The sequence below is a fragment of the Streptomyces sp. NPDC052687 genome, assembly GCF_040678395.1.
GTDB lineage: Bacteria > Actinomycetota > Actinomycetes > Streptomycetales > Streptomycetaceae > Streptomyces.
In genome coordinates this window covers 1-15,785 of the sequence record NZ_JBFATR010000053.1, presented here as the reverse complement: position 1 = coordinate 15,785, position 15,785 = coordinate 1, and the positions used below count along the sequence as shown (strand labels likewise).

General features: G+C 74.3%; 13 protein-coding genes. 5 read left to right on the top strand and 8 right to left on the bottom strand.

The features are described from left to right. Window positions 1-83 precede the first annotated feature (83 nt). On the bottom strand, window positions 84-2,153 hold the full coding sequence (locus AB0K92_RS28955) for a SpoIIE family protein phosphatase (RefSeq protein WP_365927692.1): 2,070 nt from the start codon (window positions 2,151-2,153) through the stop codon (window positions 84-86). 211 nt (window positions 2,154-2,364) lie between these two features. Here AB0K92_RS28955 and AB0K92_RS28950 point away from each other — a divergent pair, with 211 nt between their 5' ends. Next, complete coding sequence (locus AB0K92_RS28950; RefSeq protein ID WP_365927690.1) at window positions 2,365-4,857, top strand: SpoIIE family protein phosphatase; 2,493 nt, start codon at window positions 2,365-2,367, stop codon at window positions 4,855-4,857. Between the two features lie 130 nt (window positions 4,858-4,987). Here AB0K92_RS28950 and AB0K92_RS28945 read toward each other — a convergent pair whose 3' ends face one another. The 3 genes from AB0K92_RS28945 to AB0K92_RS28935 form a co-directional block, all read right to left on the bottom strand. Beyond that, window positions 4,988-5,173 (bottom strand): hypothetical protein, encoded by a 186-nt coding sequence (locus AB0K92_RS28945; RefSeq protein WP_365927688.1) that lies wholly within the window; start codon window positions 5,171-5,173, stop codon window positions 4,988-4,990. Window positions 5,174-5,407: 234 nt separating this feature from the next. Continuing rightward, a complete protein-coding gene (locus tag AB0K92_RS28940) occupies window positions 5,408-7,684 on the bottom strand; it encodes a catalase (protein ID WP_365927686.1) in 2,277 nt (758 codons plus the stop codon). A 117-nt stretch (window positions 7,685-7,801) separates the two neighbouring features. Further along, complete coding sequence (locus AB0K92_RS28935; protein ID WP_365927684.1) at window positions 7,802-8,179, bottom strand: hypothetical protein; 378 nt, start codon at window positions 8,177-8,179, stop codon at window positions 7,802-7,804. Window positions 8,180-8,383: 204 nt separating this feature from the next. On the opposite strand from AB0K92_RS28935, the gene AB0K92_RS28930 reads away from it, so the two are divergent. Then, on the top strand, window positions 8,384-8,794 hold the full coding sequence (locus AB0K92_RS28930; protein ID WP_365927682.1) for a VOC family protein: 411 nt from the start codon (window positions 8,384-8,386) through the stop codon (window positions 8,792-8,794). 31 nt (window positions 8,795-8,825) lie between these two features. After that, window positions 8,826-9,248, top strand: coding sequence for a helix-turn-helix transcriptional regulator (locus tag AB0K92_RS28925; protein ID WP_365927680.1), 423 nt, complete (start codon window positions 8,826-8,828; stop codon window positions 9,246-9,248). A 107-nt stretch (window positions 9,249-9,355) separates the two neighbouring features. Here AB0K92_RS28925 and AB0K92_RS28920 read toward each other — a convergent pair whose 3' ends face one another. Next, entirely contained in the window at window positions 9,356-10,636 is a 1,281-nt protein-coding gene (locus AB0K92_RS28920) for a hypothetical protein (RefSeq protein ID WP_365927678.1), read from the bottom strand. 216 nt (window positions 10,637-10,852) lie between these two features. Further along, the gene (locus AB0K92_RS28915; RefSeq protein WP_365927676.1) at window positions 10,853-12,046 is read right to left on the bottom strand and encodes a polyprenyl synthetase family protein; all 1,194 of its coding nucleotides are present in this window, start codon (window positions 12,044-12,046) and stop codon (window positions 10,853-10,855) included. 113 nt (window positions 12,047-12,159) lie between these two features. Here AB0K92_RS28915 and AB0K92_RS28910 point away from each other — a divergent pair, with 113 nt between their 5' ends. Continuing rightward, window positions 12,160-12,903: a sporulation protein gene (locus AB0K92_RS28910; RefSeq protein WP_365927674.1), complete on the top strand. Its 744-nt coding sequence runs from the start codon at window positions 12,160-12,162 to the stop codon at window positions 12,901-12,903. Window positions 12,904-12,933: 30 nt separating this feature from the next. Here AB0K92_RS28910 and AB0K92_RS28905 read toward each other — a convergent pair whose 3' ends face one another. Continuing rightward, complete coding sequence (locus tag AB0K92_RS28905) at window positions 12,934-13,554, bottom strand: hypothetical protein (RefSeq protein ID WP_365927672.1); 621 nt, start codon at window positions 13,552-13,554, stop codon at window positions 12,934-12,936. Between the two features lie 154 nt (window positions 13,555-13,708). Further along, the gene (locus AB0K92_RS28900) at window positions 13,709-15,064 is read right to left on the bottom strand and encodes a diacylglycerol kinase family protein (RefSeq protein ID WP_365927670.1); all 1,356 of its coding nucleotides are present in this window, start codon (window positions 15,062-15,064) and stop codon (window positions 13,709-13,711) included. 478 nt (window positions 15,065-15,542) lie between these two features. On the opposite strand from AB0K92_RS28900, the gene AB0K92_RS28895 reads away from it, so the two are divergent. Then, window positions 15,543-15,713: a hypothetical protein gene (locus AB0K92_RS28895; RefSeq protein WP_365927668.1), complete on the top strand. Its 171-nt coding sequence runs from the start codon at window positions 15,543-15,545 to the stop codon at window positions 15,711-15,713. Window positions 15,714-15,785: the final 72 nt, after the last annotated feature.

The window sequence follows — 15,785 nt, the reverse complement described above, 5'->3', positions numbered from 1 at the left end:
GCGCTCGCAGTTCGGCGGCCGGACTGTGCGAGGGCCGGGGCCGGGCCTTGGCGTGCGGTGAGCGCGGGAGCCCGGCCACCCCGTCACAGGGCCCGCGCCACGAGCAGGGCCACGTCGTCGTGGTCGTCGGGATGGCGCAGGCCGTACAGGAGCAGATCGCAGGTCTCCTCCAGCGGGCGTCCGGGTTCGTCGAGGAAGCCGAGCAGGGTGTTCAGACGGTCGTCGATGGGGTGCTGGCGGGTCTCGACGAGGCCGTCGGTGTAGAGCACGAGCAGATCGCCGGGGCCGAGCGCGGCCGTCGTCGTCTCGAAGGGCATGTCGCCGACGCCCAGCGGTGTCCCGGGGGGCAGGTCCAGCAGGACGGGCGGCCGGCCGGTGCGGGCCAGCGCGGGCGGCATGTGGCCCGCGTTGGCGATGCAGCACCGCCGCGTGCGCGGGTCGAACACGACGTACAGACACGTGACGATGTAGTGCTCCAGATCGCAGGTGATCTTGTCGAGATGCCGGAGCACCTCCCCGGGATCCATGTCCAGATCCGAGTAGGCGCACGTCGCGGTGCGCAGCCGGCCCATCGTCGCGGCGGCGTCGATGCCGTTGCCCATCACGTCGCCGACGACCAGCGCGGTCTTGTCGTCGCTCAGCGGGATCACGTCGTACCAGTCGCCGCCGACCTCGCTGGTGGCCTGCGCGGGCTGGTACCGGGAGGCGAGTTCCAGACCGGTGTGGTGCGGCGGGTGGTCCGGCAGCAGGCTGCGCTGGAGGGTCAGCGCGGTGTTGCGCACGCTCTGGAACCAGCGGGCGTTGTCGATGGCCACCGCCGCCCGGCTGGCCAGCTCACCGGCCAGGATGACGTCGTCCTCGTCGAACGGCAGCGGGTTGTGGGTGCGCTTCAGGTCGAGCGCGCCCAGCACCTCGCCGTGCGCGATCAGCGGGACGGCGAGATACGAGTGCACCCCGGCGCGCGCCAGCAGCGCGGCGGCCTCGTCGTCCCGGGCGATCCGCGGCAGATCCCGGTCGCCGACATGCCGGACGAGGATCGGCCGGGCGGTGTGCACGCACAGCGTGACCAGCCGGTCGCCCTCGTAGGCGGCGAGGTCGCCGGGCGGGTCGGCGGCGTTCAGCGCCACCGTCGGATGCGCCGCCTTCAGCGCGAGGGCGCGGAACAGCTCCGGCCCGTTGTCGGGGGTCCGCATCCGGCGGCACGCCAGCGCCGAGTCGAGGACGTCCACGGCGACCACGTCGGCCAGTTCCGGGCTCGCGATCTCGGCCAGCTCCCGCGCGGTGTGCTCCACCTCCAGGGTGGTGCCCACGCGGGTGGAGGCGTCGGCGATGAGGGCGAGCCGCCGCCGGGCCCGGTCCGCCTCGGCGGCCGCCCGGTGCCGCTCGGTCACGTCGACGACCGACGCGGCCGCGCCGAGCACCCGCCCGCCGGGGTCCTCCAGCCGGTAGAAGGACAGCGACCAGGCCCGCTCGTGCTCGGGATCGGCCAGGGGCCGGCCCACGTGGTACTGGTCGAGCAGGGGGGTGCCCGTGGTGAGCACCTGACGCAGCGCGGACTCGACGGTGTCGACGTCGGGGAAGGGCACGGCGTCCCGCAGATGGCGGCCGATGTGGTCCTCGGCCGGGATCCCGTCGATCCGCTCCAGCGCCGGGTTGACCAGCAGATACCGCAGCTCGGGGTCGAGCAGGGCGAGACCGATGGGGGACTGGTTGATCAGCCGCTCGCACAGCGCCAGGTCGGTCTCCACCCGCTGCAGCAGGGTGTGGTCGGCGGCCAGCCCCAAGGCGTACACGTCCCCGAGGTCGTCCAGCAGCCGCATGTTGCGGAACTCCATCAGACGGCCGCTGCCGTCCTTGTGCCGGACCGGGAACGCGCCGGCCCAGCTGCGGCCCGTCTCCAGCACCTCCGCGAACATCTTCAGGACCGCCTGGTAGTGCTCGGGGTGGATGATCAGCCGCGCCGCGGGTCTGCCCAGCGCCTCCTCGGCGGTGTAGCCGAAGAGATCCTCGGCCTGCGGGGTCCAGAACACGATGCGGCCGTCGACGTCGAGGACCAGCGCGGCCACGCTCAGCACGTCCAGCAGGCTGGTCTGGCGGCGCGGCGGCGCCGGGTCGTAGGCGCCACCGTCGGGCGGGAAGGATTCGGCTGTCATCCCTGGGCCTCCTGTACCGGCTCGACCGGCCGGCCGGCAGGCGGCACGTTGCCCGGCTCCCGCGGGTGTCGCCGTACTGCCGTGACCGCCGGCCCTTCCATGCTCCCTCCGGGCCGCTTTCTTGCCCAGTCGCGGCGTTTCACCCGGTTCGTTCCCGTGGATCGTGCGCACATCGCGGTCAGAAGGGAACATGGTCCTGGAGGAGGGCTCCATGGAATCTGTGCGGGGCGGCTCCGATCCGCCCGCGTCCGCGGCATCGCGTGATCTCTTCGACGCGTCCACCGACGCCGCCGTCGTCCTCGGCGCCGACGGTGTCGTGCTCGCCTGGACCAGGGCCGCCGAGGAACTGCTCGGCCATCCGGCGTCCGAGCTCGTCGGCCGGTCCGCTGCGCCGCTGGTGGCGATGCGCGCCGATCCCGCCCGGGTGGCCGCCGTCGTCGAGCGGTGCCGGTCCGGGATGGGCTGGAGCGGCGTGATCACCGTCCGGCGGCGCGACGGCCGGCGGATCGACGTCGACCTGCGGGTGTCGGCGTCCTTCCGGATCGGCGGCGCCGAATGCTTCCTGCTCTCCGCGCGCGAGCGGCGCCAGCAGTGGACGGTCGGCCGGTCCGTCCTCGACGGATTCCTCACCCGCTCACCGGTCGGCATGGCCGTGATGGACCGCGACCTGCGCTACGTCTGGCTCAACGACACCCTGGAACGCCTCGGCGGCGTGCCCCGCGAACAGCGCCTGGGCCGGCGGCTGAGCGAGGTGCTGCCCGGGCTGCAGGGGGAGGCCATCGAGGGCCTGATGCGCAAGGTGCTGGAGACCGGGGTCCCGGTCACCGACTACGAGTACGTGGGCTGGAGCTGGGCCGACCCGCACCGCCCGCACGCCTACTCCACCTCGTTCTTCCCGCTGGTCGACGCGGACGAGGCCGTCACCGGCGTCTGCTACATGGTCCTGGACGTCACCGAGCGCTGGAACGTCCGCCGGCTGCTGTCGCTGGTCAACGAGGCCGGGAACAGCATCGGCCGGACGCTGGACGTGACGCGCACCGCGCAGGAACTCGCCGACTTCGCCGTGCCCCGCTTCGCGGACTTCGTCATCGTCGACCTCCTGGAGTCCGTGGTCAGCGCCCCCGGGCCCGACGCCTGGCCGACCGCCGAGGGGCCGGCGTCCGAGCGGCCGGTGATGCGCCGCGCCGGGATGAGCTCGGTGCGCGAGGGCTGCCCCGAGGCCGTGGCACGGGTCGGCGAACGCGTGGACTTCATCCCGCCGCCCGGCGACCTGAACATGCTCATCACCGGGGAACCGGTCCTCATCCCGGTCCTCGACCCGTCCGACGAGATGTGGGCGGGCGAACCACCCGAGCGGCTGGCCGCTATGCGCGAGTACGGCCTGCACTCGCTCATCTCCGTGCCGATGCGCGCCCGGAACACCGTGCTCGGGCTCGCCACCTTCCTGCGCTCGCTCAACCCCGTCTCCTTCCAGTCCGACGACATCCTGCTGGCCCGGGAGCTGGTCGCGCGGGCCGCGCTGTGCGTCGACAACGCCCGCCGCTACACCCGCGAACACACCGCGGCGGTCACCCTCCAGCGCAGCCTGCTGCCGCACGCGCTGACCGGCGGGCAGGCGCTGGAAGTGGCCTCCCACTACCTGCCGGCCGACGCGACGGGCGGGGTCGGCGGCGACTGGTTCGACGTGATCCCCCTGTCCGGAGCCCGCGTCGGGCTCGCCGTCGGCGACGTCGTCGGCCACGGCATCACCGCAGCGGCGGCGATGGGCCGCCTGCGCACCGCCGTACAGACCCTCGCCGACATGGAGCTGCCTCCGGACGAACTCCTCGCCCACCTCGACGACCTCGTGCTCCGGCTGAGCGAGGAACCGGCCGCCGCCGACGAGGGCGCCAACCGGAGCGCGACCGCCTTCCTCGGGGCCACCTGCCTGTACGCCGTCTACGACCCGGTCACCGGGCGCTGCTCCATGGCCCGCGCCGGACACCCGCCGCCCGTCGTCGTCACCCCCGACGGACAGGTCTCGTTCCCCGAACCCCCCGCCGGACCCCCGCTGGGCCTCGGCGGCATCGCCTTCGAGTCCGGCGAGGTGGACCTGCCCCCGGGCAGCCTCCTCGGCCTGTACACCGACGGGCTCATCGCCGGACCGGACGGCGACCTGGAGGCGGGCATGTCCCGGCTCGGCCAGGTCCTCGCCCGCCCCGCCCGCGACCTCGGCACCCACTGCCGCACCGCGGTCCAGGACCTGGTGCCGCTGTCCCAGCGCGACGACATCGCCCTGCTCCTGGCCCGCACCCACGCCCTGGACGCCGAGCACGTGGTCTCCTGGGACGTACCCGCCGACCCGGCCGCCGTCGCCGACGTCCGCGCCCGGGCGACCCGGCAGGTGGCGGCCTGGGGCCTCACCGACCTGGCCATGACGACGGAGCTGATCGTCAGCGAACTCGTCACCAACGCCATCCGCCACGCCGCCCCGCCCATCCGCTTGCGGCTGATCCGCGACTCCCGGCTCACCTGCGAGGTCGCCGACGGCAGCAGCACCGCCCCGCGCCTGCGGCACCCCCGCAGCACGGACGAGGGCGGCCGGGGCCTCTTCCTGGTCGCCCAGCTCGCCCACCGCTGGGGGGCCCGCTACACACCCGACGGCAAGATCATCTGGGCGGAACAGGACTTCCCCGCGGCGCCGCCCGCCCCCGCCGCCGGGTGACGGGCGTCGATGTCACGCGCGTACGACGTCACGCGCGTACGACACCGGTCGCCGCCGCCTGTGACACCGGCCGGGAGGGACGCCCGCCCCATGGGACGCGGCACCGGGGGGAGTGGCGCACCGCCCGAGGTCAGTCGTCCGCGTCGCCGTCGCGGCTGTCACGCGAACGCGTGGACCGGCCGACCAGTTCACCCGCGAGCAGTGTCCCCCGCGCCACCACGCGCACCCAGCGGGGTCCGCCGCGCGCCGCCCAGACCACACAGACGCAACCGCCCGCGGCGAGCAGCGCCACACAGGACAGCACGAATACGGTCACGGTCGGTTCCCCCTCCGGTCAACGCTCCCGTCATCCTCTCAGCAGCTCACACCGGACGACGCGGCGCCCCCCGGCGCGCCCCGTACGCCGTAGGGCGCACCGCGCCGCAGGGGCCGCCGCGCCGCTCCGTGTGCCTCACGGAGGGCCGGGGTGCCGGGGTGCCGGGGTGCCGGGATGCCGGGGTGGCGGGGTGCCAGGGTGCCGTGCCGATACCCGTGCTCGTGCCCGTCCCCGTCAGACCGTCGTCGTGAACCGCTCCCACACCCGGTGCGCGCCCAGCAGCCGCACGACCTGCTCCAGCGCGGCCGTGGGGGAGTCCGTGAGGATCACGCCGGGCGCGTCGGCGGGTACGCCGGCCGCCTCCAGGGCGGCCCTGCCGCCCGCCCAGGCGCCGATCGCCTTGCCGTGCCGGAAGGCCTCCGCCAGCAGCAGCCGGACCCGCGGATCGCACGCCGCCGGATCGGCGGCGGACGGCGTGGACTTCGCGTCGCGGGCGGTGTACGCGTCGCCGCCCACGGCGGGGGCGCCGGCCAGCAGCACCGCGTCGAACTCCACGGAACGCGCGGTGACGTAGGTGCGCTGCACCGTGACCGCGCCGTCGCCCGAACCGAGGACGCCGCCGACGGGCGCGACGACCAGCGGCACCATGCCGGCGCTCAGCACCGCCTCGCGCACCTCCCGCACGCCCTCCAGGTCACCGTCCGCGCCGGTGAGGATGCCCACGATGCGCCCGTCGACCGGCCAGGTCCTGCCGACCTGCGACAGCGCCGGGCTGGGCGCCACGTCCGCGAGCGGCACGGTCGGCGACGGAACGGGCAGGCCCAGCCCTCGCGCCACCTCCTCGCACAGCTCCGGGTCGATATTGGCGAGCACCTGCAACTGCCGTTCCTTGATGGCCTGTTCGTAGCACTTGCCGAGTTCGAAGACGTACGCGCCGATGATGTGCTCGCGCTCGACCGGGCTCATGCTCAGCCAGAACCGGCGCGGCTGGCTGAAGTGGTCCGCGAACGACTCGGGCGCCTCGCGCACCTTCGCCGCCTCCGGCACGCGCACCGGTGTCTCGACGTACGCCCCCATGTCCGCGCCCGCCGTGAAGGGGCAGCCGCCGTCCAGCGAGTTGGGCCGGTAGGGGGCGACGCCCCGGTGCACGGCCGTCTGGTGCATGCCGTCGCGTTGCATGTCGTTGACCGGCGCGTGCGACCGGTTGATGGGCAGCTGCGCGAAGTTGGGGCCGCCCAGCCGGGTGATCTGGGTGTCCAGGTAGGAGAACAGCCGCCCGGCGAGCAGCGGGTCGTCGGTGATGTCGATGCCGGGCACCAGGTGGCCGACGTGGAAGGCGACCTGCTCCGTCTCGGCGAAGAAGTTCGACGGGTTGCGGTTCAGGGTGAGCAGCCCGACCGGCTGCACCGGCGCCAGTTCCTCCGGGACGATGTTCGTCGGGTCCAGCAGGTCGATGCCCTCGAAGGTCTGGTCCGGGGTGTCGGGGAAGGTCTGGATGCCCAGCTCCCACTGCGGGTACGCGCCCGCCTCGATGGCGTCCGCGAGGTCCCGGCGGTGGAAGTCCGGGTCGACGCCGCTGGTGATCTGCGCCTCCTCCCACACCTGGGAGTGCACGCCCAGCTTCGGCTTCCAGTGCCACTTCACCAGCGTGGTCCTGCCCTCGGCGTTCACCAGCCGGAAGGTGTGGACGCCGAAGCCCTCCATCATCCGGTACGAGCGCGGGATGCCCCGGTCGGACATGTTCCACAGCGTGTGGTGGGCGGCCTCGGTGTGCAGGCTGACGAAGTCCCAGAAGGTGTCGTGCGCGCTCTGCGCCTGCGGGATCTCCCGGTCCGGATGCGGTTTGCCCGCGTGGATGACGTCCGGGAACTTGATCGCGTCCTGGATGAAGAAGACCGGGATGTTGTTTCCGACCAGGTCAAAGACGCCCTCGCTGGTGTAGAACTTGGTCGCGAACCCGCGGGTGTCACGCACGGTGTCCGCCGATCCGCGCGACCCCAGCACCGTGGAGAACCGCACGAACACCGGTGTCTCCACGTCCTTGCCGAGGAACGCGGCCTTCGTCACGGAGGCCGCCGTGCCGTAGCTCTGGAAGACCCCGTGCGCCGCCGCGCCCCGGGCGTGCACCACGCGCTCCGGGATGCGCTCGTGGTCGAAGTGCATGATCTTCTCGCGCAGATGGTGATCCTGCAACAGCACCGGTCCGCGCGGACCCGCCTTCAGCGAGTGGTCGGTGTCGTGCAGCCGCGTTCCCTGGGCGGTCGTCAGGTAGGCGCCGGACTGAGCCATCCGCGCCTGGTCCGCGCCGGTGGGCTGACCGGTCGGCGACACCGTCTCCGGGCCGCTCTGGTCGGGCTTCGGCGGCAGCGGTTCCCTCGGCTCGGTCGGTTCGGCGGCCGACGGCGACTCGGCCCCCGGCTTCCCGGGGATCCCCTCCGCGGGCCCGCCGTCGCCCGTCAGGCTGTCGGCGACCTTGTGGACCGCGCGCTTGAGAGGGTTGGCCTCGCTCATACGTCCTGACTCCTTGGCTCGTGTCGTGTGGTGCCGCCCTGCGGGCGCGCGCGGCGGGTACCCACATCCGCGCCGGTCAGTAGCGCCACCGGGGACGCGGGTTCGCCGAGGACACGGTCAGATGATCGTCTGGCCGTCGTGGACGCCGCCCTGGCAGGTCTTCGAGAACCCGCCCGGCACCGTGCCGTCCGCGACGATGATGATCATCCCGCCGCCCTGGACGCACTCGCCCGCGGTGATGTCGAGGGGAGCCCTGGCGGCGCCCTGGGCGGGAACCACCTGTGGTGAGGCGGCCGGCGCGGCGACGGCCGGTGCCGGGACGGCCCGCGTGGTGGCGGTGACCGGTCCGGCGGCGGTCTGCGCGGCGGCGGTGACCGGGGCGGCGGTGACCGGGTCGGCGGCGGTCTGCGCGGCGGCGGCGGCCGATGCGGGGGCCGCGGCGCACAGCACCGACACGGCGAGCACCGCGGCCGGCACCCACGACGACGTGTTCATCGCACTACTCCTTCTCACCCGTGCCCCCGTGCCCCCGCGCCCCCTCAGCGTCACCGCCCTCCGCCCGCGCCCCGACCGGACGGGCTCAGCCGGGCGACACCCACGGGCCGGGGAAGCGGCGGACGCGACGCCGCGGTCATTTCCGGGGGCTTCGGTCAGGAATGGAGAAGCGCGGGTGCCGGACCCGCGCCTAGCCTGATCGTTATGGACATCACCATTCACACCACCTCGCTGCCGCACGAGGACCCGGACGCCTCCCTGGCCTTCTACCGGGACGCCCTCGGCTTCGAGGTCCGCACCGACGTCGGGCAGGGCAGGATGCGCTGGATCACCGTCGGCCCCGCCGGCCAGCCCGACACGTCCATCCTGCTCGCCCCGCCGGCCGTCGACCCCGGCATCACCGAGGCCGAGCGGCAGACCATCCGCGAGATGATGGCCAAGGGCACCTACGGCTGGATCCTGCTGGCCACCCGGGACCTCGACGGCACCTTCGAGAAGGTGCGCGCCCACGGCGCCGAGGTGGTCCAGGAACCCACCGAGCAGCCGTACGGCATCCGCGACTGCGCGTTCCGCGATCCCGCCGGCAATCTCATCCGCATCCAGGAACTCCACTGACCCGCCGCATCCCCGGAGAAGGAGTTCCTCCATGTGTCATCCCGCCTGGGGACGCGCACGCATCGCCGCCCAGCGGCTCGCCGACTTCGCACGACTGCGCCGCGTCCGCGACCGTATCGACCGGGAGTACGCCCGGCCACTGGACGTGCCGGCGCTCGCGCGCGGCGCGGGCATGTCCACCGGCCACCTCTGCCGCCAGTTCCGGCTGGCGTACGGCGCGTCGCCGTACGCGTACCTGATGAGGCGACGCGTCGAACGCGCGCAAGCGCTGCTGTGCCGCGGCGACCTCCACGTCCCCGGCGTCCGCCGCGCCGTCGGCTGCAGCTCACCGACCGCCTTCAGTGCCCACTTCGCCGCACGGACCGGCATGTCGCCCGGCGCCTACCGGCCGCACGCGGCGCCGCGGCCCCCGTCCCCGGAGCGGTACGCCCCGGAGCCGGCCCGCACGCCCTGAGCGCACCCCTCGGCTCCACGGGGCCCCGTGGCCCTCACGCGGTCTCCCGTCGCCTCATCTCCGCGCGATTTCCGGTCGCCTCATCTCCACACGCCTCCCGTCTCCCCTCACCGCGACGCGGTCTCCGGCTCCGCCGCGCCGTCGTCGTCCCCGGTCGCGGGCCGGTCCTCAGCCGCCGGTGACCGCTCCGGCGCGGGCTGGGTGAGCCGGGCCAGTGCCAGGGGGACGCCGATGACGGGGATCAGCCATACGGCGACGTACAGCCGGTCGAGTTCGACCGCGAGCGGGTGCGCCGCCGCCGTCGCGAAACCGGTGGCCCCCATGGCGACGACGCACAGGGCGACCGGCACCGAGCGCTGCCACACGCCCCACACGCCCGCCGCGAGCAGGAACAGCAGCATCGGGGCGAGCGCCTCCTTCTGCAGCCACTGCTCCCAGTAGTTGAGGTTGAGGCGCACGAGGGCCTGCCAGGGATCGGCGATCTCGGGCCGGGTCCAGTGCAGGGTGAAGGTGTCCTGGAGCGAGTCGGTCGTGCCGGGCAGACCGAGGGCCTTGCTCAAGGCGACGGCGGCGAGCGCGCCGCCCGCCGACAGCCCGGCCAGCCACCGGCCGCCGCGGTGCCGGACGGACCGCACGAAGAGCAGCGAGGACACGGCGGCGGCCGTCAGGAACAGGGCCACGACCAGGAAACTGGAGTACCTGACGGCGAGTCCGCACACCAGGGCTCCGGTGAACAGCACCGCACCCGGCAGCACCCGGTTCCGCAGCAGCCACACCGAGGCCAGCAGCAGCGTGGTCATCAGCGCGATCGTCGGGCCCTCGGCCAGCGGCCGGCCGCCCCAGGAGGCGAGCGGGGTGACGTAACAGAGGATCTGGCCGAGCAGGGCGGCCGCGGGCGGGGCACGCAGGGCGCGCAGCAGCCGGAAGACGAGGTATCCGGCGAGCGTGACGCAGGCGAGGGCGACCAGCGTGAGCCCGGCCTTGGCGCCGAGCAGCGCCACGAAGGGCGCCGCGAGCAGCGGGTATCCGGGCCGGGCGTGGAAGATCTCCTCGTAGCGGGGGTCGGTGGGTTCGAGACCGCGCGCGTACTCGCGTTCGCAGCGCGCCGCGTAGGCGGCCTCGCGGCCGGGCTCCCGGAATTGCAGCTGGTGCAGCCTGCGGTTGCGCTCGACCAGCCTGGCCGTGTCCGCGCAGTAGGCGGCGACCGCCTTGCGCGTGGCCTCACGCGGGGAGTCACCGAGGAACTCGTAGGCCTGACGGGCGTACCGGTAGGAGTCGTTGGAGAAGCGCGTCGCCGGATAGCCGACGACGTGCAGCAGCACGAAGGCCGCGGCGACGAGCGCCGGGAGGAGCCGCGGCAGCCGGCGACGCTTCTCGGAATCCGGCATGGCGCTCCTCGGTCAGGCCGACAGTGACCTCACCAGCCTGGGCCGAAGGCCGCACGTCCTCCAGTCGACCTGCCGTGCCGCGTTCCGGGAAGTGGTGCGTCCGCGGCGCGATCGCCGCTCCCGGCCTCAGCGACCGGGTGACGGTCCGGGCCACCACCGGCGCCGTGTCGTCCCGGTCACCGGGACCGGACCGGACCGACCGTGCGCCGGCCACCGTCACGCCGTGCGTTCCACGCTCCACACCGGCAGGTACGCGAAGAAGGCGACCGCCTCGTCCCGCCACCGCCCGCGCCAGGTGCCGGCCAGCGCGGAGGCCGACTCCGCGTGGCGGCGCATCTCGGCGCGCATCCGCTCCGGGACACCGTGACGTTCGGCGATCTCCCGGACGGCGGCGACGGTCTCCGCCGAGCAGGACGGGTCGCCGAGCGCGGAGGTGACGACGGCGCGCTCCGCACCGCCGACGCCGGGCTCCGCACCTCCGACGCCGGGCTCCGCACCGCCGACGCCGGGCTCCGCACCTCCGACGCCGGGCTCCGCACCCCCGACGGCGCACAGCAGGGCGCGGACCGCAAAGGTGCGCCTGCCGTCGCGCAGATCGGTGCCGACCGGCTTGCCCGTGACCTCCGGGCCACCGAAGAGGTCCAGGTAGTCGTCGCGCATCTGCCCGCAGATCCTCACCAGCCGGGCGTAACGCCGCAGTTCCGCCGCGTAGCGCCCCGGCGGCGCGCCGGCGGCCAGCAGCCCCAGTTCCATGGGGGCCAGCAGCGAATAGCGGGCCGACTTGTAGTCCGCCACCGCGTGCAGGACCTCCTCGTCCGGTGGACCGGCGGTGAAGTCCCGCTCCAGATCGACGATCTGCCCGATGAACGTGTCCGCCGCCGCCCGGGTCTGCGCCTCGACCATGGCGTGCCGCACCGGCAGCGGCGCGTCGGAGTCGAGGAGGACCCGCAGGGACAGCGCCAGCGCCAGGTCTCCCGCCAGGACGGCCAGGCCGAGCGCGGTCCGCGGATGCCCGGGGAACCGCTCGCGGTAGGCCTGGTGGGTGCTCGGGCCGCCCCTGCGGACGGGGCTGTCGTCGCGGACGGGGCTGTCGTCGATGATGTCGTCGTGGATCAGCCCATGGGTCTGCAGCAGCTCGACGCTCAGCGCGGCCGCGTCCAGCCCCGCGACGGGACCGGCCGTCACCAGGCGCGCCGCCTCGTACAGGAGCGCCACCCGCATCCGCTTGCCGCCGCGCAGCGACAGCTCCCGCAGCAGCCCCACGCACTCCGGCGTGAAGCGGCTGGATCCCGGTGCGTCCAGGGTCGCGGCCAGCGTGTCGAAGCAGGCGGCGAACCGCGCGTTGAAGCGGCTCTCGTACCCGGCGACGCGGGCCCTCGTCTCCTCGATGAGATCAGCGGTGTCGGCCATGGCGCCCGAACCTGCACGCCGGTCGCGGCCGGGGCCGCCCAGGCCCTCGCGGAGGCGGCGGGTAGGGTGCGCGGGACAGTTCGGCATGATCGTCCCGAGGGGGGACCCCTTTCATGGCATTCCGCAAGTTCCTGAGCTCGCTCGGCATCAACGCGCCCGAGGTCGACACCGTGCTGGCCACCTCCACGGTCCGTCCGGGCGACGTCCTGGAGGCCACCGTCCACCTGCGCGGCGGCGGCGCGGACGTGGACGTGGAGCGGCTGCGGCTGGACGTGGTGACGCGCGCGGAGGACCGCGAGCAGTCGGAGACCGGCTGGGACAACCCGTTCACCATCGTCTCCGAGACCCTGAACGGCCCGCTGACCCTGCACGCGGGCGAGCAGCGCACCGAGCGGATCGCGATCCAGCTGCCGTGGGAGATGCCGCTCACCCATGTGCTGGGCGGCCGGCGGCTGCGCGGCGCGCGCGTGGCCGTGCGCACCGAGCTGGCCATCGACAACTCCGTGGACAAGGGCGACTTCGACGAGTTCCAGGTCCACGCGCTGCCCGCCCAGGACGCGATCCTCCAGGCCTACGTCGACCTCGGCTTCCGCTTCGACGAGGCCGAGGTGAAGCTGGGCACGCCCAGGGGCGGGGAGAACTCCAAGGTCGGCTACTGGCAGGAGATCGAGACCTGGTTCCCGCGCGAGTACGGCCGGGGCGACGGCCAGCTGGAGTCGGTGTTCGTGGCCCGCCCCGACTCGCTCGACCTGATCACCGGTTCGTCCGGCCCGCACCTGTTCACCTACGCCGACCTGGACCAGGCCGCCTGGACCAAGCGCATCGACGAGCACATGCGCGCCACCTTCCTGCGCTGACGCGGCGTCAGGGCGTGGCGGCCGGTCCGGTCACACGGGCCGGCCCGCCACGCCGTCGCCCTCGCCCAGGGCCAGCCCGAACAGGGAACCGGCCGCTGCGGTGAGCCCGCCCGCACACGCGCCTGCCGTCCCGGCGGGAACGCCCATCCGGCGCAGTACGCCGCAGACGGCGTCCTCCAGCAGGACGAACCGCGCGACGAGCGACCGCGGCCCCGCCGCGCCGCCCCGGCCGCTGCCGGCGACGGCGGTCAGCACCTCGTGGGCGCGCTGCTGCAGATCCGCCAGCGGCTGCCAGGCGTCGGCCTGCCGCCCCGCCGCGGGCGGACCGGTGAGCGCCTGGCGCAGCCGCGTGCCCAGATCCGCGTGCCACGCCGCCAGCGTGCCGGTCAGCTCTGCCCGCAGGCCGTCCAGACACATCCCGAGGACGACCGCGCCCGTGGCGACGTCCACCGGCGCCGGACGCCTGCCCCCGGAGGCCCGGGACGCGGACGGACGCGCGCGCACGCCCAGGTATTCGCGCAGGACGACCGGCATGACCTCGGCGTCGGCGGCCGGCTCCGCCTGGCCGGCGGGCACCAGGACCGGGCGCACGGGGGTCAGACAGCGCGCGGCCTGCTCGGCGGCCGCGCGGCACGCGTGATCAGTGGGCACGGGACGTACTGCTCCTTCCACGGCTCTCCCCGCGCCGCGGTCCGGGTGACGGCCGGTGGGCGCCGAAAGCGTCCGGTCCGCGCGGGTGATGAGGTACACGGCCGCCGTGGCCCCTCGGTTCACCTCCGCTCCAGGCGGAATCCCCGCCCGGCTCTCACGCGCGCGCCCGCCGCTCGCCCCGGGACCGGACGGCCGTATGCCCCACCGCCGCCGCCAGTTTGCGCAGCCGCCGCCAGTCCAGGCGGGGCGGCGGGTCGAAGAGGCCGGGCCGTTCGCGGGGGACGCGGACGCGCAGCGCGCGGCGTTCGATACGGCAGCGGACCGGGGTGGGCAGCACCACGGCCTCACCGTCGAGCCCGGCCTCCACCTCGGGTGTGTCGGCGTCGACGATCACGTCGTGCGAGGTCGTCGTGAGCCGGCCCCGCGGGGCCAGGAACAGCTCGGCCGCCTCGATCGCGTTGTCGACCTTCACGGCGACCACCCCGAGCCGGCCGGAGTCCAGCCGGGGGCGCCGGCCGAAGCCGAACGGATCGTCCAGCCGGTAGGGGTTGTTGCTGACCAGGAGGGCCTGCGGATCGGCGATCGTCCTGCGGCCCACCGTGGCCGTCAGCCGCGGACCGCGCTGCCGGGTCAGCAGCTCGGGCAGCAGCTCGAGCGCTGTGCCGACCTTGTCGTCGCGGTAGCCGGGGCTCTGCACGACCGTCCCGTACACGCCGAACGAGGCGTTGTTCACGAACGGCCGGTCCCCGGCGAAACACAGGTCCACGCGGACCTCCACACCGTCGGTCAGCGCGTCCAGGCCGGCCGCCGGGTCGTCGCGGTCCAGGCCCAGGTCCATCGCGAAGTGGTTGCGGGTACCCGCCGAGATCACCATGAACGGCAGGCCGTGCTCCGCCGCCACGGCCGCCACCAGGGCCTGGGTTCCGTCGCCCCCGCCCACCCCGAGCAGGTCGGCGCCGTCGGCGACGGCCGCCCGGGCCAGCGCGACCACGTCCTGCCGCTCGTCCGGATCGAGCAGCACGACCCGCGCGCCGAGCCGCTCGGCCTTCTCCCGCAGCGCGAACTTCTCCACCTTCCCGCCGCCCGAACGGGGGTTGAGCAGCAGGAAGGGGCGCCGCGGGGGAGGAGTGCGGTACTCCCTGGCCCGCGAGCTCCGCAGACCCGTGGTGCGCAGCGCGTACCGGCCGCTCCCCACGGCCGCCGACCACAGCAGCGCGGACACCACGACCACCCACAGCAGGTTCGCCCGCGCGAAGAGCGTGACGACCGTGACGGGCGTGAGCAGCGCCAGCGTCGCCGCCGCCAGCCGTGTCGCACCCCGGCGCGACAGCGTCCACCACAGCGCGGCGAACGTCACGACCAGGCCCGCGAACCCCGCCACGAGCAGCAGCAGACCGCGGACACCGCCCTCCACGAGCGGCAGCAGCAGTGCCGCGGCCGCGGCCAGCAGCGAGGCCCTGGCCGCCCAGGACTGACGGCGATGCGCCCACTCCCTGACCACCGGTATCACTCGTCTCCTCCCCCTGACGCCGCCGGACCCCTCCCGGCGGTCGTCGTCCTCCCGTTCAGTTCCCCGAAAACGGCGACGGCCCACGGGCGTACGGCGTCGGAGGCGGCCGCGCGGGCGGCGCTCCCGGCGACGCGTCCGTCCGCGCGGCCTGCGCACCGTACGCGCCCTGCGCACGACGCGTCCGTCCGCGCGGCCTGCGCACCGTACGCGCCCTGCGCACCGCACGAGCCCTGCTCGGCTCGGGCATCCTGCGCACCGTACGCACCATGCGCCGCGGGTACGGACCGCGCCGCCCGCAAGACTCACACACACGCACCCCGCGAACGCCCTCCCGGGGCTCGGCGCCCACCCGCCGCGCGGCCGGTCCCGGCGCCCGCGTCCGGCGCGGGGCGTTCCCGCCAACGGCCCACGCGAGTTGCCGTCGCCGGGAGTCCGGTGAGGCTTCGCAGCGGTAGTCCCGATCACCAGGAGGTACACCATGCGTCTGCGCTCGATTCTCGTCGCCGCCGGGCCCGCCGCCACCGTCGTCGTCGGAGGTGCCGGTGCCGCCGCCGCCGACGACTACGACTTCTACGGCATCGAAATCGGCGACACCGAGATCACCACGGTGGTCAACTTCGGCGACAACTCCGTCCTGGAAGTGGACTGAGCTTCCGCTCTCCCGGCCGCCGCGCGCACCGCGCCCGCGGCTCACGCTCACCGCCCCGCCGCACTCCAGCGG

Coding starts and splice junctions, on each gene's coding strand:
- AB0K92_RS28915 (WP_365927676.1), bottom strand. CDS start 12,046: ATGGCCGACACCGCTGATCTCATCGAGGAGACGAGGGCCCGCGTCGCC.
- AB0K92_RS28950 (WP_365927690.1), top strand. CDS start 2,365: ATGGAATCTGTGCGGGGCGGCTCCGATCCGCCCGCGTCCGCGGCATCG.
- AB0K92_RS28955 (WP_365927692.1), bottom strand. CDS start 2,153: ATGACAGCCGAATCCTTCCCGCCCGACGGTGGCGCCTACGACCCGGCG.
- AB0K92_RS28930 (WP_365927682.1), top strand. CDS start 8,384: ATGGACATCACCATTCACACCACCTCGCTGCCGCACGAGGACCCGGAC.
- AB0K92_RS28940 (WP_365927686.1), bottom strand. CDS start 7,684: ATGAGCGAGGCCAACCCTCTCAAGCGCGCGGTCCACAAGGTCGCCGAC.
- AB0K92_RS28925 (WP_365927680.1), top strand. CDS start 8,826: ATGTGTCATCCCGCCTGGGGACGCGCACGCATCGCCGCCCAGCGGCTC.
- AB0K92_RS28920 (WP_365927678.1), bottom strand. CDS start 10,636: ATGCCGGATTCCGAGAAGCGTCGCCGGCTGCCGCGGCTCCTCCCGGCG.
- AB0K92_RS28895 (WP_365927668.1), top strand. CDS start 15,543: ATGCGTCTGCGCTCGATTCTCGTCGCCGCCGGGCCCGCCGCCACCGTC.
- AB0K92_RS28910 (WP_365927674.1), top strand. CDS start 12,160: ATGGCATTCCGCAAGTTCCTGAGCTCGCTCGGCATCAACGCGCCCGAG.
- AB0K92_RS28935 (WP_365927684.1), bottom strand. CDS start 8,179: ATGAACACGTCGTCGTGGGTGCCGGCCGCGGTGCTCGCCGTGTCGGTG.